21 protein-coding genes and 1 pseudogene are annotated in these 19376 nt (G+C 37.4%); 3 read left to right on the top strand and 19 right to left on the bottom strand.

The features are described from left to right. Nucleotides 1-61: 61 nt before the first annotated feature. From IRT38_RS12520 to IRT38_RS12595, 16 genes are all read right to left on the bottom strand, one after another. Nucleotides 62-976 carry a hypothetical protein gene (locus tag IRT38_RS12520; RefSeq protein WP_194597893.1) on the bottom strand — a complete coding sequence of 305 codons (915 nt, stop codon included), beginning with the start codon at nt 974-976 and terminating at the stop codon, nt 62-64. A 24-nt stretch (nt 977-1000) separates the two neighbouring features. After that, nucleotides 1001-2128: a toxic anion resistance protein gene (locus tag IRT38_RS12525; protein ID WP_194597894.1), complete on the bottom strand. Its 1128-nt coding sequence runs from the start codon at nt 2126-2128 to the stop codon at nt 1001-1003. A gap of 12 nt (nt 2129-2140) precedes the next feature. Continuing rightward, the gene (locus IRT38_RS12530) at nt 2141-2917 is read right to left on the bottom strand and encodes a tellurium resistance protein (protein WP_194597895.1); all 777 of its coding nucleotides are present in this window, start codon (nt 2915-2917) and stop codon (nt 2141-2143) included. A 123-nt stretch (nt 2918-3040) separates the two neighbouring features. Further along, a complete protein-coding gene (locus tag IRT38_RS12535) occupies nt 3041-3454 on the bottom strand; it encodes a PaaI family thioesterase (RefSeq protein WP_194597896.1) in 414 nt (137 codons plus the stop codon). A gap of 21 nt (nt 3455-3475) precedes the next feature. Then, nucleotides 3476-4459 carry a fatty acid desaturase family protein gene (locus tag IRT38_RS12540; RefSeq protein ID WP_194597897.1) on the bottom strand — a complete coding sequence of 328 codons (984 nt, stop codon included), beginning with the start codon at nt 4457-4459 and terminating at the stop codon, nt 3476-3478. Nucleotides 4460-4575: 116 nt separating this feature from the next. Continuing rightward, nucleotides 4576-5373: a PaaX family transcriptional regulator gene (locus IRT38_RS12545; RefSeq protein WP_194597898.1), complete on the bottom strand. Its 798-nt coding sequence runs from the start codon at nt 5371-5373 to the stop codon at nt 4576-4578. Nucleotides 5374-5474: 101 nt separating this feature from the next. Next, a complete protein-coding gene (locus tag IRT38_RS12550; RefSeq protein ID WP_004911912.1) occupies nt 5475-6275 on the bottom strand; it encodes an undecaprenyl-diphosphate phosphatase in 801 nt (266 codons plus the stop codon). A 123-nt stretch (nt 6276-6398) separates the two neighbouring features. Then, complete coding sequence (locus IRT38_RS12555; protein ID WP_194597899.1) at nt 6399-8288, bottom strand: M48 family metalloprotease; 1890 nt, start codon at nt 8286-8288, stop codon at nt 6399-6401. Between the two features lie 104 nt (nt 8289-8392). Next, the gene (gene purF / locus IRT38_RS12560; protein ID WP_194597900.1) at nt 8393-9931 is read right to left on the bottom strand and encodes an amidophosphoribosyltransferase; all 1539 of its coding nucleotides are present in this window, start codon (nt 9929-9931) and stop codon (nt 8393-8395) included. Between the two features lie 40 nt (nt 9932-9971). After that, nucleotides 9972-10565: a CvpA family protein gene (locus tag IRT38_RS12565; protein WP_004911917.1), complete on the bottom strand. Its 594-nt coding sequence runs from the start codon at nt 10563-10565 to the stop codon at nt 9972-9974. Between the two features lies 1 nt (nt 10566). Further along, the gene (locus IRT38_RS12570) at nt 10567-11574 is read right to left on the bottom strand and encodes a quinone-dependent dihydroorotate dehydrogenase (protein WP_194597901.1); all 1008 of its coding nucleotides are present in this window, start codon (nt 11572-11574) and stop codon (nt 10567-10569) included. 250 nt (nt 11575-11824) lie between these two features. After that, nucleotides 11825-12304: a type II secretion system protein GspM gene (gene gspM, locus IRT38_RS12575; protein ID WP_194597902.1), complete on the bottom strand. Its 480-nt coding sequence runs from the start codon at nt 12302-12304 to the stop codon at nt 11825-11827. Further along, nucleotides 12304-13443 carry a type II secretion system protein GspL gene (gene gspL / locus IRT38_RS12580; protein ID WP_194597903.1) on the bottom strand — a complete coding sequence of 380 codons (1140 nt, stop codon included), beginning with the start codon at nt 13441-13443 and terminating at the stop codon, nt 12304-12306. Before gspL ends, gspM begins: the two co-directional genes overlap by 1 nt. A gap of 44 nt (nt 13444-13487) precedes the next feature. Then, nucleotides 13488-13943: a phosphohistidine phosphatase SixA gene (sixA, locus tag IRT38_RS12585; protein ID WP_004954896.1), complete on the bottom strand. Its 456-nt coding sequence runs from the start codon at nt 13941-13943 to the stop codon at nt 13488-13490. Nucleotides 13944-13999: 56 nt separating this feature from the next. Continuing rightward, complete coding sequence (locus IRT38_RS12590) at nt 14000-15073, bottom strand: NAD(P)H-dependent glycerol-3-phosphate dehydrogenase (RefSeq protein WP_194597904.1); 1074 nt, start codon at nt 15071-15073, stop codon at nt 14000-14002. 51 nt (nt 15074-15124) lie between these two features. Then, nucleotides 15125-15703: a nitroreductase gene (locus tag IRT38_RS12595; RefSeq protein ID WP_194597905.1), complete on the bottom strand. Its 579-nt coding sequence runs from the start codon at nt 15701-15703 to the stop codon at nt 15125-15127. Between the two features lie 195 nt (nt 15704-15898). Here IRT38_RS12595 and IRT38_RS12600 point away from each other — a divergent pair, with 195 nt between their 5' ends. Then, nucleotides 15899-16282, top strand: coding sequence for a hypothetical protein (locus tag IRT38_RS12600; RefSeq protein ID WP_004911933.1), 384 nt, complete (start codon nt 15899-15901; stop codon nt 16280-16282). A gap of 49 nt (nt 16283-16331) precedes the next feature. Here the strand turns inward: IRT38_RS12600 and IRT38_RS12605 are convergent, their stop codons facing one another. Beyond that, a complete protein-coding gene (locus IRT38_RS12605) occupies nt 16332-16574 on the bottom strand; it encodes a hypothetical protein (RefSeq protein WP_004911935.1) in 243 nt (80 codons plus the stop codon). 154 nt (nt 16575-16728) lie between these two features. After that, nucleotides 16729-17916 (bottom strand): phosphoglycerate kinase, encoded by a 1188-nt coding sequence (locus tag IRT38_RS12610; RefSeq protein WP_130575187.1) that lies wholly within the window; start codon nt 17914-17916, stop codon nt 16729-16731. A 140-nt stretch (nt 17917-18056) separates the two neighbouring features. On the opposite strand from IRT38_RS12610, the gene IRT38_RS12615 reads away from it, so the two are divergent. Both IRT38_RS12615 and IRT38_RS12620 read left to right on the top strand, forming a co-directional pair. Then, a complete protein-coding gene (locus IRT38_RS12615) occupies nt 18057-18440 on the top strand; it encodes a DUF2237 family protein (RefSeq protein WP_004911941.1) in 384 nt (127 codons plus the stop codon). Beyond that, nucleotides 18440-19033 carry a Maf family protein gene (locus IRT38_RS12620; protein ID WP_194597906.1) on the top strand — a complete coding sequence of 198 codons (594 nt, stop codon included), beginning with the start codon at nt 18440-18442 and terminating at the stop codon, nt 19031-19033. The genes IRT38_RS12615 and IRT38_RS12620 overlap by 1 nt, the downstream gene beginning before the upstream one ends. A 40-nt stretch (nt 19034-19073) precedes the next feature. Here IRT38_RS12620 and IRT38_RS12625 read toward each other — a convergent pair. Then, nucleotides 19074-19376 (bottom strand): annotated as a pseudogene (locus IRT38_RS12625) (MFS transporter); the annotation flags it as partial.

Genomic DNA, 19376 nt, shown 5'->3' on the forward strand with positions numbered 1-19376 from the left:
TTTAAATAGGTAAAACAGGTTGTTTTCATAATATCAATCGAACAAACCGAACATAACAAACTTATAGATCAAGTTTCTGCGTAATTCGATATCGACGGTTTTTAAAATGCTTAGCTAGCATGTACAAAACCACACTCATTGCGAGATTGATAATTAGAAAGACCAACAAAAAGAAATTCACGTACTTTGAAATTTTTTCTGCTTGCTGCGCTTGGATATCTAGCGGTTGAGTAATCAAAGTAATACTTTTTCCATACAGCTGTTGTTGCATCACCCACAATTGTTCAGGCTTAAAATCATATTTACTAAATTCAGTGGGAACCTTTTTCTCAGCTTCGATCAATTGATTGACATAAATATTCGCAGTTTTGCGATCAATCGGATCATGTAACAAAGCAACCTGAGCTAAGACATAAGCTTTTTCTGTTTGAGAAATATTTATATCTTGTAAATCTTGAGCAATTTGGCTTTCGACAATATTTGTTTGATAACTCATCCAACGCCGATAAGCTTCATCTGTTTCGTTCTTCCAATCATATTGAATATAGCTTAATCCTGACCATAGCAATATAAACGAAATGATCCATGCCAAAAATCGCTGCGTCCAAGCTTGAAATCGCTGTTGGAAGAACTTAAATTTCTTCACCCAACGCACAATTAGAAATGCACCAACAAAGGAAACAAGGACTTTCAGAAACAGCCAACCAAACCAAGAAAGAAGATTGAAAAAATAATCCACAGGTTGTTTAAAAGGTACCAAATCTTGTACTTGATATGGTAAATCTAAACTCTGAACATGCAATGAAAGATCAAAAAACCGATAAATAAATTCTTTTTGTAGAAAGAATGCCGCAATAGTTAAAACCATCAAGACTATACTTGCAGCAAGCCCAATGACTATATTGCGTTGTCGTTTTTTCAACACCTGCAAACGCTGATCAATAGGTTCCACACTTAAATCATTTATGGGTGACAATGATCTTTCCTTTCATAATAAATTTTAAGATTTAGGCGTTTGCCCACTATTTTCCAGAACGAGATGATTAAGACTTTCTTGCAATGCACGCAAACGCGTTGTTGCTTCAGCTCTTTTTTGCATTCCCTCTTTCTGGATTTGGATGACATCATTTACTGTTTTAATGAGGGTGTTTTGAACATGTTCAAGTGTTTCAACATCAATCACTGAACGTTGATTCGCTTTTGCAGTATCAACTGAGTTTTGATGCAATAATTCCGCATTTCGACGAAGTAAATCATTGGTCGTGTCATCAATCGCTTTCGCTAATTGCACACTATTTTTCTGTTCTTGCAATGAAATCGCTAAGCTAATCTGATTCTTCCAAGCTGGCAATGTAATATTTTTTATTGCATAGAATTTATCAACCAACATCAAATTATTAGATTGAATAATACGAATCATGGGTAGGGTTTGCATTGCAGATTGTTGCAGTACCTGTAAATCACTCACCCTTTTTTCAAGATTATTCGCTAAATGATTGAGATCATAAATTTGTTGCGTGGTCTGCTGATCTTGCTCTTGATTAGCGAATGTCGCAATTTGCTGTTGAATATCTTGTTGCTTCAGTTGTCCTGCTGCGATATAAACACCCAACTGTTTATACTCTTCCTGCACAGCATCAAACATTTTGTCTAGAGTTCCAACACGTGATTTCAAACCAGATTGTGAACTCTCAATTTCTTTGACTAAAGCATCAATCTGTTCTTTGGTCGTATTAAAATGCTGATCAAAACTTTGCTTTGCGCTTTTAAATTTACTAAGTAAACCACCAAAAAATCCTGAACTTTTAGACTTATTCAAAATACTCGAAGTATTTAATTGCTGAGCAACCTGAACGACCTGATTTAATTTTTGCCCTGTTGCATCTAAATCTTTATTTTGAACGAGATCAAGTAACTCATCTGTATAAGTCGATGTTTTATTGGCAATATTTTTCCCATATTCAGCTACAACAGTTGTGCTTATCTCAGCGAGTTCCTTATGTGCATCCATCACCTCCGCAAAATCATGCGGTTGCAATCCTAGCTCTTTTAAATTCAATTGTTCAAAGCGTTCCTCTTGTTTTAATTCGACTTGAGTTGACGCTTGAGTCAATTCTGAACCAGACATACTTTTCCCCTCTTATTTCTCTAATGATTTTTTAAGATTTTGAATCAAATCTTCTCGACTTTTATCCAATTTTTCAAGAGTGATACTTGAATTTGAGTGACGACTTTGCTGTAAATGATATTGCCATGCTGGAATCAAAACTTGTTGAGCTTCTTTAAATCGATCTAATAAACTAAAAGATAAATGCTGAGATAACTGCATTTGTTTGATCGCAATATCATTACTCGTTTGTAAAGTTTGCAAAGTATTCACTTTCTTAGACAATCGCTCAAGAAAATGATCTAAAGTTTTTTGGCGACTAAACTCAGGATATTCATTCAAAAACTCTTGAGCTGCGCCAATATAGGCTGCCATTTGTTCGCGTAAGCCCAATACCTGCTGTATTCGTGATTGTGACTTCTGTATTTCTATTTGCAGTTTTTGACTTAAATGATTTGCTTCATCAATTAAGCGATCAAGGTCTTTTAAATATTTGACCTGACCTGCATCATACTCCACATCAATGCCGAGCCATTTTTGCAATGCATTGAATCGACGACCACGTAGATACTTTTTTGAGAGTGACAGCTGTTGAATAATCTGTGAGATAACCGCACTTAACTGTTGATTTAATTTTGGGTCAATACCATTCAGTAAAACACTTTGAGCTTGAACTAAATGATCGGCATAGGCATTCAAACGATGCGGATCATCCATCAAAGGCAATAGATCATTTCGCTTAATCGCTAAAAGTTGCTGGTGATCAAGCGAAATCTGAGATAGAGGTATTAAGTCGAGTTCTATGGGCATATAAGTAAAAATGGTAAGAACAAATAAATTTGAACAAACTTAGTTTTAGCATGTTCTTACCAATTCTCATACTGAATTGTTGTTATATTTTGCTGCTCTATTCGTTGTTATTTCTAAAATTTTTTATTGCTTTGGAATTGCATATGTACCAATAACATGAGCAACAGGCTCATCGTCTCCAACAGAATACAACCACACCTCGCCAGTCACCAAGGTTTTACCGACTTTAATCAATTTACAAACAGCTTGGATATTTTGCATTCCGTTTGGTTTGCGGAAAAAGTTAATCGTCATATTGGTTGTGACTGCCATGGCCACCAATCCCAAGTCACCTAAAATCGCAACATACAATGCAAAATCAGCTACAAGCATTAATGTTGGCCCAGACACAGTTTGTCCGGGACGTAAGTCACTTTGATCGACACGATATAATAGCTCTGCACCTTTTGGGGTAATCTCAACAATTGATGTTTTTTCCAGTGCTTGTGGAAACTCTTGGGCTAAAAAACTAATGATCTGTTCTTTTGCTAATATCATATCTATTCTTCTATTCTTGAATTAATCAGCTTGGTTAGATAGTTCATGTAAAACTTGCCAATACGTTGGCGGTTCTTCTACATGTCCGCGCTCACGTAACATCTGATGCATTTTCGGTAATTTGAAATACGGAACAGCAGCCATAAGATGATGTTCTTTATGATAATTCACATGTATTGGCGCAACTAATGCACGTGCTAAATATCCTGCTTTAGTTGTACGTGTATTTGTTAAAGCACTATTGCTCGTTGGCATTCCTGCATGTTCAGCCATCGAACGGACACGGAGAAACAAAGGAAATGGCGTGAGATATGCCAAGACCCACAATGCATACAATTTAGGATGACCTGAAGCCCACAATGCTCCGAAAATAGCTGCGTTAGTGGCTATCGCTCCACCACTATTTTTTATAAATGTTTTTGCATAATCGCTCCAATGTCGTCCATCTTGAGGAATCCAACGGCGATCATTTGAAACTGTCCATTCCATCTTCTCAATATCCATCAACACTCGCCCAATCGCAAATTTAATTCCCGTTAAACCAGATAAATCTCGAATAAATTTGCGTATTAATGATTTTTTGGAAGTTGGAAAGCCCGAAACCAATGTTAGATCAGGATCATCAACAGTAGAGGTTTTACTGTGATGACGGATATGATGAGCTCGATATTTATTTAAATCATTCCAAATCGGACGAGCGCATAACCAATCAGTCAATGTGTAATTTAACCACTTAGTTTTAAATAAACTTTGATGCGAAGCATCATGCATAAGAATAGCCAGCGCTAATTGCCTACCAGCAAGAATGATTAGAGCTGCAATACACAATAATAATTTTCCCCAAGCTGGCACATAGTCCCAAAAGCTAGCAACGGCAGCAAACGTACCGCCAATCACAGCCCAAGTTGAAAAAACAGCCCAGCCCCCATGTAAATCTGATTTACTAGTTAGCTCACTGATTTCATCTCTTGTGAATAGATCACTGATAGCAACACGCGTATTCATATCCTTATCCCATATTTTTTTAATTTTAAAACTACACAACTTATATTTTTATTTTAAAACATGTAATATTTCTGTCAATAAAATATAATTGTATTTTTTGTAATATTTTAAACTAACTATTCATCTTGCTGTTCATAAAATCTTCGCCATAGTTCTAAACCTATTTGATCCAGCCTCTGAACACTTTGAGCAAATTGATCGCGTAATTTTACGTCAACAAAATCTTCTGGTAACAATGGATCATTCATTAATTGTGAAATTGTTTGCCGACCAAGTAATAAAGATTCTTTCGTTGCGATATCTAAATCCAACTCATTCGCTGTTTCTAACCATTGTTCAATCATTTGAGCGTTTTTTTGATAATTTTGATTTAATGTCTTGGTAGACCAAAGTTCAGTTATTATCTTTATAGTTTGAGCATCGAAAAACTGGATCGCACACACTTTTGCAGTTTGCTCCAGACCCGTAGCATGTAGTTCAGTAACAAGCTGCTCAAAAGAAATTGCTAAATTGTCTGGGCGAATATAAATGCCTTGCTCTAACTCTTTGAATCCCAAATGTTTCAAAGCGCGTTCTCTTCTATGCAAAGCCGTTCGATCGACTCTTCCCAAAGCCCCTGTAAATACACCGATAAATTGCTGATTCCATGGTTTGGTTTGTTTAAGACCATTTTTTCGATTTAACATCACATCAGCCCACTCACGTGACTGATTGGTAAACTGATAGACACCGCGCTCAATCGCCTCAATGATTCCTTCACTCGATAATCGAGTTACAGCAACCCTGATGCTATTTTCACTAATCTCAAAAAGTCGAGCTGCAATAATGATCTGCTTGATTGAAATTTCTCGTCCTTGTAACCCCAACAAGAGATCAACAATCAAATCACGGGCATTCAGTTTTGCTATTGTCATAGTATGTTTTAACCGATACATTACTGGTGAATATAGAAAATACGATCCAAAAATTAGTAAAAAAAGCCCCTTTTCTAATCAAAAAAGAGGCTGATTTATATTTATAAGAATACGAAAAGTAAAATTACACCCAAAACAATGCGGTACCAAGCAAATACACGCAAAGTATGACGTTCAACAAATTTAACTAAAGCACTAACCACCAACAATGCAGAAATAAACGCAGCAACAAAACCAACACCAATATTCAGCATATTGTCTTGTGTGAGAACATCAGCATTACGAATTAAATCAAATGTCGCAGCACCTAACATCGTTGGCATCGCCAAGAAGAAAGAAAACTCTGTTGCTGCTTTACGCGATAAGCCTGCAAACATACCACCAACAATGGTTGCACCTGAACGAGATGTTCCAGGAATCATCGCCACACATTGCGCACAACCCACTAATAACGCCTGTTTATAGGTGATTTTTGTCGCTTCAGTTGTTTTATGATCAAAATTCTTGGCTTCAACCCAGAAAATGATAAGACCACCAACGATTAGAGCAATCGCGACCACTAAAGGACTAAAAAGCACACTCTTAATGAAATCAACAGCGAAAACCCCAATAATCACAGCAGGGAAAAATGCAATCAAAACACTAAATGCAAAGTGTCGAGCCTCTGCGTCCCCACTAAAAAAACCTTTGAGTAAATTAAAGATTTTTTGGCGATATAACCAACATACTGCCAAAATTGCACCTAGCTGAATAACGACTTCAAATACTCGACCATCATCTGAATGGAAATCAATTAAATGACCGAACAGGATTAAATGTCCAGTACTTGAAATCGGTAGAAATTCGGTGAGACCCTCAATAAAACCTAGAAACAAAGCTTTTAAAATTTCAATATGTTCCATAACTTACTCAAAACACACAATACAAAATAAAAATAAATGGCAAGCTTACTCTGAAATCAGACCAAATTATGTGTTTGTCACGTAACCTTTGATCAAATAAATAGTCAATTTTTGATAGCAGCATCAAATAATCATCAAACTATTTTTCTTCAGCATCTGTTCAACTACATCCTGAGTATCAAAACCCAAGCGCCAATATAAAAGTTCCAAAACATCTAATTCATCTTGAGTGATGATACGATCACTCCATAAGCATCTTTCTGCAATTGCCAAAATATTGAGCCGATCTCGTAATAGCAAACCTGAAACATCATTTAGAATTTCCGCTAGGTCTAAAGGTTCGTCAGAAATATCCGCATAAATTTGCATTTCTTCAACTGTCAAAATTTGCTGTAAAATTCGTTCACGAACTTCTAATTGGTTTGGACTATTAATTTGCTGGACATGCAACAGCGCATCAATTAAATGAACAATTTGTGATTTTACATCTTCAAATGCTGTAGGCAGAAGGGCTGGCATCAAATTCAATTCATGCTTCACTTTCTCTAAAAGCAACGCATCTAATAAACCAACCTCTCCATCTTCTTGAATAATACAAGCAAGCTTGGTGAGAAACTGACGTGCAATACTTGTCGGCATGTGCCCAATGTTTTTACAAGCATCGTGAAAAATCTGAACATGGATACGACCATCTAAATTGAGTAATGCATCTACGATTGCATGACTCACAGCCGCTTCTTGTGGAATAAATTCACGATATTGACGAATCATTAAAATCGCAACCATCACTTCTCTAGAACCCGTTGCTGTTTGCATTGCACGCTGAATCAGCTCAGGACGTTTTTTATTTTTTCGAAGCTCTGGATTGAGTGGTTTGATTGCATCATTTAAGGCAAAACTAATGGGTGACAATCTAAGTAAAGGCAAAGGCTGAGGTGAACTCCAAGGAACTGTCATATCTGTCAGCTCCTCTTCTAAAGAACGAAACAGACTAAATAAAGGGCGATTACACAATTTTCTCAGGTTTTCTAATTGTAGGTCTTGCAATAATGTTGGATTTAATTCAAAGATTCGATCTTTAATACTTGGATGAATATTCATCCAGCTTTGTGGACTTAATGAGTTTGCAAAACACATATGAGAAATTGATTCTGAATATGCACTATGAATTTGTGAGCCTGAGTGATGAACATAAATACGCAACAATGTTTGAACGTTGGCATTATTGTTCATTAGTTTCATGGTCTTCAGATCATTTCTAAATGTACGTCCACTTAGAGTTAAATATTTGATTAGACGGGTAATTAAAATACCCAAACTTCCAATTAACCAAATCACACCACCAATCGCGACAAAAATAGTTTCAAATTTATTTCTATATGATGTGGCATACGGGCTGTATCCCGCTTGAGCTAATTTACTGCCCCACTGACTAAATGTTGTTAGACCACTGTATAAGATTTTTAACTTCGTGTTTTCAACAGCTTCGCCTGATAGAATTTGATTAAACTCATAACTCAGCAATCCATATAGCTCAAGCTCATCCAAGTTCTGCAATGCACCCCATGTCAAAATAATTGCGATATCTTGCGACTTAAAACCAGCTGTTAGCGCATTTACGCCAATCTCATCTGGCAGTACATACACAGCAGGTGTATCTATCGAAAAACTTTTCGCAACTTGTTCAACGACTCTCAGAGCAGTATTTTCTTCAGGAGTACTTTCATCAAAAACCAATCGACGTGCTTTTAATTGCTTTGCTAGAGAGTGTCCACCCTCACGCAGGACATACAGCTCAGCACCAACTGACCAAACCAATACTAAAAATAATAAACATATAAAATAAGGGCTTAGAAAATGCCACCAAATTGGCTGAGTATAATCAAAGAAATGTACAACTAAACCCAAAATCCAATTGAGAATAAATAATGTAAGTAACATTGCAAGAATACAAAAGCTTACTGACCAAGCAATATTCTTATTTTCAATTAAATAATGGCTCATTTCTTTCAATGTAAATTTTCCTTATTACATTGTTTGGGTAAGAGGCTTTATGCCTTGAGTATCATAAAATAAAAAAGCGGGAAATTCCCGCTTTTCTCGATATTAAAGTGATTTTACTCTTCTCGAATACCAGTTAAATCCACTGAAGCAGCATCAATATTTACATCGATATAGCCATCAGCTTTTTTCTTCGCACTATCATTACGTTTTTGTTCAAGATTGATCAAATAATCACTATCGATCCCGCCTGCAACGTATACACCATCAAATACAGAACAATCAAACTCTGTGAGATGCGGAACTTTACTTGTGCGAACTGCATTTTTCAAATCTTCCAAATCTTGGAAAATTAGACGATCAGCACCAATAATCTCACGAATCTCTTCTACAGTACGATCTGAAGCAATCAATTCAGATTTTGCTGGCATATCAATACCATACACATTTGGATATTTGACCATAGGTGCAGCCGATGCAAAAAACACTTTTTTCGCACCAGAATCACGAGCCATTTGGATAATTTCATTACAGGTTGTACCACGAACAATCGAGTCATCAACAAGTAATACATTCTTATCTTTAAATTCTAGTTCAACAGGGTTCAACTTTTGACGAACTGATTTCTTACGTTGCTGTTGTCCTGGCATAATGAAGGTACGCCCGATATAACGGTTTTTCATAAAACCTTCACGGAACTTCACACCTAAAATATTAGCAAGTTCTAAAGCAGATGTACGGCTTGTATCAGGAATTGGAATAACAACATCAATATCGTGTTGCTCGCCCCATTCTTTCAAGATTTTATAGGCTAGCTTCTCGCCCATTTTTAAACGAGATTTATAGACTGAAATCCCATCAATCGTTGCATCTGGTCGTGCAAAATAAACATATTCAAAAATACATGGACGGTATTCTGGATTTGCTGCACATTGTTTAGTAAACAATTGACCATCTGAGTTGATGAAGACAGCTTCACCAGGTGCAACATCACGTTCTACTTTAAAGCCAAGTGCGGTGATTGCAACTGACTCAGAGGCGATAATATATTCAACACCTTGATCAGTTTCACGAGAACCATAAACTAAAGGACGAATACCATTTGGATCACGGAAACCAACTAAACCATGCCCAGTAATCATCGCTACAACGCCATAAGCACCTTTACAACGCTCATGTACACGAGTAACTGTATGGAAAATATCGTCAGGTGTTGGGTTTAAAGTACCAATTTTCTGTAATTCATGAGCAAATACGTTAAGTAAGACCTCTGAGTCAGAATCAGTATTCATATGTCGTAGATCTGTTTTGAACAGGTCATCATGAATTTCTGCTGCATTGGTTAAGTTACCATTGTGAGCAAGGGTAATACCGTATGGTGAATTCACATAAAATGGTTGAGCTTCTGCACTACTTGAAGAGCCTGCTGTAGGGTAGCGCACATGCCCAATACCATAGTTGCCAAGTAAAGCTCGCATATGACGAGTATGGAATACATCACGCACCATACCATTATCTTTGCGGAGGAATAAACGCCCTTGATGACAAGTTACTATACCTGCTGCATCTTGTCCGCGATGTTGTAACATCGTCAAGGCATCAAATAACATTTGGTTCACTGGTGATTTACCGGCTATCCCAACAACTCCACACATAATAACCTCGCGACAAGCTTGGAATGGGGTTCAACCCCACTTAATAAAAAGGGTTTTTTGTCGAATGATCAGCAGCTTGCTCTGTGGAAGCACGCTCCGATTCGTCCATTTCTGAAGAAGGGCGATGTAACAAAGCACCTTCAGATGTCATTTCGTGTATCGCTTGATTTGCAGCATCTTTAGACAACTCTGTCGCTAAAGGAGCATATGGCAATAAGATTTGTACAAATTTTGATTGTTTCCAATGCGGAGAGCTGTCAACCCATGGCCCTACACCTTGCATAGCAATCAAAACAATAAGTAGACCTTTTAAAGAACCAAAAGCACCACCTGCTAAACGATTTAATGGGCCCAATTTCAAACTTTTCAAGAGACCATTTAAAAGCGCGGTAATAACCCATGTACAAACAACAATGATGAGCACAATAAATGCAAATGCTGCAATTTTTTGCACTACAGGGTCTTGGCTTAAACTGCTCATGGCAGGTGCCAGTATGACTGCGTATTTTGCCCCAATGATCAATGCAAATATCCATCCGATCAAGTTCGCAAAGGCTTTGATAAATCCTTGACGCAAACCGTTTAGCCCTCCAATGAGCAAAATGATCAGAATAATGATATCAAGCGTGTTCATTTCACACTGTCATCGCATCAACACAATCTTTAACAAGTGTTGGACCTGTATAAATCAATCCACTGTAGACTTGTATTAAGCTTGCGCCAGCTTGCTGTTTAATAACGGCTTGATCACCAGAAACAATTCCACCAACACCGATTAAAGGCATACGCCCATCTAGGATCTTAGAAAATTGGCGTAAACATTCAGTACTTTTTTCAAACACTGGTGCACCTGATAATCCACCAGCTTCATTTCCATTCGGGAGATTTTCAACACCTTCTCTTCCAAGCGTAGTGTTGGTTACAATTAACCCATCAATTTTAAATTTCAGTAATTGTGTAGAAATAAAATTAATATCTTCAATCGTTAAATCTGGTGCAACTTTAAGAACCAAAGGAACATAATGATTATATTGTTCAGCAAGTTCTAGTTGTCTATCTTTCAATGTTTGTAACAACTCTGTTAATGCATCGCCACTTTGCAAACTGCGTAAGTTTTTTGTATTTGGAGATGAAATATTCACAGTGATGTATGATGCGTAGTTATAAACTTTTTCTAAACAAATTATATAATCTGATACTGCATCTTCGACAGGGGTATCCGCATTTTTACCGATATTAATGCCAAGAATACCTTTGAATTTTGAAGCTTTGACATTCTCAACAAGCTTGTCCACCCCATCATTATTAAATCCCATACGGTTAATAATTGCTTTGGCTTCTGGAATACGGAATAAACGTGGTTGAGGATTTCCTGCTTGAGGTCGTGGTGTGATTGTACCAATTTCAATAAAACCAAAACCTAGTGCTGCCAATGCATCAATGTGTGCACCGTTCTTATCTAAACCAGCAGCTAAACCTACTGGATTTGGAAATTCAATTCCCATACAAGTTACAGGTTTATTTGCAACTTTTTGATGCATAAAACCTAGCTTATAAGCTTTGTCGAGCATAGAAAGTGTGAGTTCATGTGCACGCTCTGGTGCTAAAGTAAACAACAGAGGGCGGGCCAATGAATATAACATACCAATCACAGTCTACTGATTTTTCAAGTATGCGTATTATAGGCTTAGGCTAAACAAAACACCATGCTTGACAGGCGCTTATTTTGTAGAGTCGTTGCTTTAATGCGCCTTGAATCAATACTTAAAACAGTAATTGGAAAAATCTAGATTTAAAAATATGGCTGTACTTAATGTAAAAGCCTTTAAAAAAGCTAAATGCTGGCATATCTCAATTTTTAGTAATAATAAATATCTAGAAATTAGAAATGATTTATTGCACTGTTGCCGTTAATTTGATCTGATTATTGGTAGAAATCATATCCATTTTTTGAATATTTAAACCCATTTGAGAGAGTTGCATCAAGAAATTCGCAAGTACCGCATAATTTTGATGTTCTGCAATCAATTGTATTTGATCGCCATTTTGTTGTGATGATACTGCTAAACCCTGTTGCTGAGCAGTACGCTGTATCTTATCTGCAGGAGAAAGATCCAGATCATTTGCTGGTTTCATTGTTGCTGCGTTACTTTGCATCCAAACCGTTAAATCTTTCAGCTCATTTAAACGATTTTGCTGCTGATCGGCAAGAGAATGCATTTTCCACAATGCAAAACCTATAATGACAACAGTTAAAAACACTGCTGTAAAAACAACCATGACTCGTTCACGAACCGATAGTCCTTGAAGATAGTGATTTAATCTTTCAATATTTTGATCAATACGGTTTTGTATATTATTCAATGCTTTCATTATTTAATCTTAACCAAGCCAATTGCGCCGACTGTATCAGCTTGAACATTACCAAGTTCAGCCTGAAATCCTTGTTGATTTAATTGTTGCGTTAAGCCCTGAAGATCATCCGCTGATTTTGCCTTGAGCGATATCGCTAACACAGATGCATCATAACTCACTTGCTGAGCCACAATTTGCTTTTGCATAAGAATAGGACCAACTCGACTCAATAAAGATAAAGCCTGTGTATCTCCAAGCTGACTCATTCTTAACTGGCTTTCAAACTGGCTTTTAATATTTTGCTCAGTTACTCGACTATTTTCACCAAACCAATATTTATATTGATCAATCGCCTGAACCGCAGTTTGATCAGCAACGCGTTTTAATTTAGACCAGCGTAAACCATCATAAACTAACTGAACAGAAATGACTGCAACCAATACACATGCAGCAGCTTTCCAGTAACCTGACCATTCAACTTCTTTATTTTTTGCTTTTGGCAAGACATTCAATGGATGTTGCTTAGGGCGATTTAGGCTATGAAATTGATAACTAAATTCTGTTACTTGATCTTGTGTTGATGCTGCAGCTAAACAGTCCAATTGTGCAGGACTTAAATTTGCAAATTTGTATTCAGTAACAGGATTTTGAAATTCTAAGAATAGTGCCAAATCATCTATTGAATTACCTGACCATTCATTTTCTCTTGCAAGTAGATTACCGTACAAATTTGCAATGATGATTTGATTCGGCTCAGGTTCTGGCAATATTAAAAAATCAGGTAAAAAAGCGATAATTTGTATTGGTAATAGGCTTAAGGCATGTTGCCAAGTTTCAATAGTAGATTGAGCGACACCGAGCACACTGAGCTGATCATTCTGAAAATGATGTACTATTTTCATTTGATCAATCGGAAGCGTAACAAACTCTTCAAGCAAAAACTTAACGCCTTCTTGACCTAATTGCTTGAAATGCAACTTCGTCATAGTTTGCTGCATTAATTGAGCATTTCGACTTGGAAAATAAACGACTGCTTCTTTTCCGTTGTGCTCATGTAAGTCTTGAATTAATTGTTCTAGGGTGTTGGCCTGCAACCAATTTTCCCCAGTCGACCAATACCATGTTCCATTGGTTTCAGGCATCCATAAATACAGCATCGGTGTTTAGTACCCTTTTTTATCCAAATATAGGATATAAGATTTTATATTGTTGGCGTAAAACTTTTTTTCTGTGTTGATAAGCCATTTGCAATCACAGTCTGATCATAAATTCGAGCTTCAGCTAATGCAAATGGATTAAAATTCTCATGCGTTAATTGCTCCGCAATATGCCCTACTACATTCATATGGCATACAACTGCAATTGATTCATATGATAATTTTGATAGCCATTCTATCGCATCTTTCGCATCATCATCTGGTTTAATTTTATCGCAAATTAAAACAGGAACACCCTCAAAATGCGCTTTGATATGTGCCAAAGTTTCTTGTGCACGTAGCAATGGACTAACTACAAAAATTTCTGGTTGAATAGTATCTTTTAAGAAGTTTCCTGTTTCTTCAGCTTGCTGATGTCCACGCTCTGTCAGAGGACGTTGCGTATCATCACCATTAATCGCAGGAGATGCTTCACCGTGTCTTACTAATGTTAATTGCATATAAACACCTTATTATTAATGCTTGAGTTTAACCAAATATGATGACATTTTTTTGATTAGACTTCATGGTGAGGCAAAACAAATTCAACATCACTGCGATGACCATTTTTCATTAGAGAAAGCGCAATCGTCATCGGTGGTGCATTCTCAAAAATAACTTCATACAATGCATTGGTAATTGGCATGTATACATCTAATTCTTGAGCTTTAGCACGCACTTGTACAATCGTGTTAATCCCTTCAGCAGTCTGACCTAATGCTTTAGTTGCTTCATCAAGTGTTTTTCCAGAACCAAGTGCATAACCAATTTGATAATTACGGCTCAATGGACTATTGCAAGTTGCAAACAAATCTCCAACACCTGACAGTCCTAAGAACGTCAATGGATTAGCACCTTGCTTGACAGCAAAACGACTCATTTCTGCTAAAGCACGAGTTAAAATCATACTCTTAGTATTTTCACCAATATTATAAGCAGCCCCCATCCCCATTGCGACTGCGTAAATATTTTTTAATGCACCGCCCAGCTCAACACCATGTACATCATCGCTACCAAATACACGAAATAGCGCACTGTGTAATGCATGCTGAACTGCATATCGAACTAGTTCTGATTCGCTCGCAATCACCGTACCAGATGGCATACCCGCCATAATCTCTTTTGCCAAATTTGGCCCTGATAAAACCCCATAAGGTACTTCAGGTAACTCTGCGCGAATAATGTCACTCATGAAACTAAAAGTTTTTGCTTCAATTCCTTTAGTAAGCGAAACAACCGCTTGAGCAGTGATAAATGGTGCGATTTGCTTGAGCACATCTCGGAATGAATGACTTGGAATCGCGACTAAAATAATATCGCGATCTCGCACTGCCAACTCCAAATCAGAAACCGCACGTAAACCCGTTTCTAAGGTGTAATCAGGTAAATAACGTTTATTAATATGTGTTTGGTTGATCTCTTCAGCTGCAGTCGCATCACGAATCCAAATCATCGTGTCACAACCATTACGTACAGCCAGATTCGCCATTGCTGTACCAAAGCTGCCACCACCTAACACGGTAATTCTTAATGCTGTTGTTTGATCTACTGCAACTGGTTCAACTAAATCACTAAATTTTAACTCTGCCATTTTTTATCCTGAAATTCATTTATTCGTTTAGTTCATCATTCAATCTAAAAGTTAGCTTGCTTGCCAATTTTTTAAGAAATCTTGAGTAGCAATCTCTGCGCGTGGAGCAATCGCTTTAGCAGCAGTTCCAATATAAATAATACCCGAAATAAGATCTTGGTCGTTTAAACCCAATTGATGCTTGAGCCATTTAGACTCCACGACAGCACCAGATCGCCACATCGTAGCAAAACCTTGCGCTTGCAAAGAGAGTAAGAAGTTTTGAACAGCAGCTCCAGTACTAAGAATCTGTTCAAAATGCGGAACTTTTGGATGATCTTGGATAGTTGTTAATGCTAATACCAATAACGGTGCACGAAAAGGATGCTGCTTTACACGCTCTAACTGAGCTGAATCAGTTTCACCTAAATCAGCTAAAGCTTTAGCTAAATACTCACCAAAAGCGGCACGTAATTCAGGTGTCACTACAACGAATCTAGTAGGCTTCAAACGATGATGGTCAGGAGCAGTAAGTGCAGCTTGCACTGCTTTTTCAAGTTGTTGTGTATTTGGTGCTGGCTCAATTAATTGCCCAATAGATTGACGTTGATGAATATTTTGATGAATTGTCTCTATATTTGAGTCCGTCATTTAAATGAATCTAACTAACACATCGATTTTGCTAGATTAGCATAATCTCACTATTTTCCACCACGTTTAATCCCTGCTTAATCATCAATTTGAGAAATTTAACAGAGCCTCACTACAAACTGTACATAACCTGCAAAAGCGTTCAAAAATTATATGTTCAAATAATACAATTATCTAACGACCTGAGAATAAGCAATGAATAAAGCATTAGTAATGAGTTTAATTGGCGGCTTGGCAATCGGTTTAACAGCTTGTGCATCTACCCCAACCAACACTTTGGCAATACAAAAAGAAAATAATCAATATGAAGTCACTGGGATTGGTAAAACCAACCTAATCTCTAAAAATAATGCGATTAGCGCAGCTCAAAAGACCTGTACGCGAAATACTAGCCCTGTTGTTGTGGACGAAAAAACAGCATATCAAGGTGTATTAAAAGATGTTGTGGATGAAGAAACTGGAAGATTAGTTGAAGCTGCTGCTGGCGTGATTGGTACGTTAACAGGTAAGAATGCCTCTTTAGCCAAAGATGATGATTATCAAACAACATTGACCTTCTACTGCAAAGCAAATACTTAAATAAAAAAAGCCGATGTTATCACATCGGCTTTCTTTATTAGCGAGGAGCTTATTGAACTTCGCTCGCTGCAACTTCTGATGCTGCACTTTCTACAACATCAGTATTTTTCTCATCTAAATTCGGTTTGTCGATTGCATCAATCGCAGCTTGTTGTTCTGGAGTAGTCTGTGTAGATACAGTTGAAGCTGCTTGTTCTTGCTGTTCAGCGTTGTTCGCTTCTTCTTTTTTTGCACATGCAGTTAACATGATTGGAGCAATAATTAAAGCGGCAAGAGTTAATTTAAATTTCATCACGGCTTTCCACAGTTACTTGGTTAAGTTGATGACAAGCATATTTCAAATATGTGACAGTTTTATGACTGATTTGTAATATAAAAGTAAAAGAGCCGATTTACATCGGCTCTTCTTTTCTATCTTTGTATATAAATCAAAAGATTAGTAACAACTATGCACGCTCAAGTAAAACGGCAACAGCTGGTAAAGTTTTACCTTCCACAAACTCTAAGAAAGCTCCACCACCTGTCGAGATATAACCGATTTGATCTGCAACTTCGTATTTATCAATCGCAGCAAGTGTGTCACCACCGCCCGCAATTGAAAAACCTGCAGATTCAGCTATTGCTAATGAAAGCGCTTTAGTACCTTCACCAAACTGATCTACCTCAAACACACCTACTGGACCATTCCAAAGGATTGTTTTAGATGTTTTTAAGATCTCAGCAAATGCTTTCGCTGTTTCAGGACCAACATCTAAAATCATGTCAGTATCAGCAACATCTTCTACTTTTTTAACAATTGCTTGTGCATTTGCTAAAGAACCTAGGAAGTCACCAAAATCAATTTGACTTGCATCAGCAACAACAACATCCGTTGGTAATGGAACGCTTACTTTAGCAGCGATTTGTTTTGCAGTTTCTACCAAATCAGCTTCGTAAAGTGATTTACCTACATTGAAGCCCGCTGCTGCAAGGAAAGTATTCGCAATACCACCACCTACGATTAATTGATCGCAGATTGTAGAAAGTGAGTTCAATACATCTAATTTAGTTGAAACTTTAGAACCAGCAACAATTGCAACCATTGGTTTTTCTGGTGTTTGCATTGCACGACCTAAAGCGTCTAATTCAGCCGCTAATAAAGGTCCTGCTGCTGCGATTGGAGCAAAACGTGCTGCACCCTCAGTTGATGCTTCAGCACGGTGTGCCGTACCAAATGCATCCATAACAAATACATCACAAAGTGCTGCATATTTTTTTGCAAGCTCTTCGTTATTTTTCTTTTCACCATGGTTGAAACGCACGTTTTCAAGCAAAATAACTTGACCCGCAGCAACTTCCACACCATCTAAGTAATCAGTAAATAATTTTACTTCTTGACCTAAAGCTTTCGTTAAATACGCTGCTACAGGTGCAAGAGATTGTTCTGGTTTTGGCTCACCCTCTACAGGACGACCAAGATGAGAAAACACCATAACTGCTGCGCCTTTTTCTACAGCCGCTTTGATGGTTGGCAATGCAGCACGTAAACGTGCATCGCTGGTAATTTCCCCATTTTTTACAGGTACGTTTAAGTCTTCACGAATAAGAACACGTTTACCTGCTAAATCAAGGTCAGTCATGCGCTGAAAATTCATGGATGGCTCTCTAGTTGATTTTAAAAACGGCACAATTTTAAATGATTCTCAAAAATAAAGGTGAGTTTTTTTGCAGAAAAGCTGGCGAAAGCGTCACTTTTGATTATGATAAACATCGTCATTAAATCTATATACATATTATGTCTATACATCCAGATCCTAAAATTAATCGTTTAAATGTACTTGGTGAGCCTTTAGCGAGTTGCTGTTACGATCCGATAACTGGATATTTTCGCAATGGTTTCTGCCACACAGCGATCACAGATCTAGGTCAACATACCATGTGTGCTCAAATGACCTCAGATTTTTTGAACTTCTCTCAAAAAGTTGGTAATGATTTAATTACACCATTACCTGAAGTAGGCTTTCCTGGGCTAAAACCTGGTGATTTTTGGTGTATATGTGTGACTCGTTGGGTTGAAGCTTATCAAGCTGGGCATGCTCCACCTATTAAGTTAAATGCCTGCCACAATGCCGTTCTACATTACGTACCACTGAATGTTTTAGTGGAATACGCAGTTTGATGAGCAATATTGAATTAATATTGGCATCAAGCAGCCAAACACGTAAAGATTTAATGGATCGTTTACGCTTGGATTATCGTTGCATTTCACCAGATATTGATGAATCGGCTAAAGATGAACTTCATGCTGATGATTTAGCAAAACGTTTAGCTTATGAAAAAGCAAAAGTTATTTCACAGCAACATCCCAATGCAATTGTGATTGGTTCTGATCAAGTCGCATGGCGTGAACATACCCCTTCTGATTTTATTGGCAAGCCGCTGTCAATTGAAAATGCAATTCAACAGCTCCAATTAAACTCAGGAAAAACTGTTTTTTTCAGTACGGCGCTTAGTGTTCAACACCTAGATTCAGGTTTTGAGACGGCACTAGTTGAACATTATCAAGTTAAATTTCGAGAGCTCACATTAAACGAAATAAAACGGTATATTGAAATTGATCAGCCTTTAAATTGCGCTGGTAGTTTTAAATGTGAAAGCTTGGGTATCAGCCTATTTGAAAAAATGATTGGTGATGATCAAACCACTTTAATGGGGCTACCAATGATTCAACTTTGTAAGATATTACGAGAGTTTAGAATCAATGTTCCTTAAGAGTTCCCTTATCCAAGCTTGCTTTAGATAAGGGTGATTGCTACTCATCAATTGCGATTACTTTCTTTGGCAATGTAAACAAAATAAAAATCGATAAAATCAAAAACAATAAAGCAGCGACATTCAATACTGAACGATGCGATTGACTGAATGCCTGCTTCGCAGCTGTAATTACATGATGAGCAATCGTAGGATCTAATTGCTTAGCAGCTTGAACTGCCTCACCAATCGAACTGCTCAACTGTTCAATCATGCTATGCGGTACATTAGTTGGTAGCATAATCGAGTTGGCGTAGAACCATGAAAGCATCAAACCGAAAAAGGCAATTCCTAAACCTGCGCC

It is taken from the genome of Acinetobacter sp. SK-43, from assembly GCF_015351505.1.
In the GTDB taxonomy this organism is placed as follows: domain Bacteria; phylum Pseudomonadota; class Gammaproteobacteria; order Pseudomonadales; family Moraxellaceae; genus Acinetobacter; species Acinetobacter junii.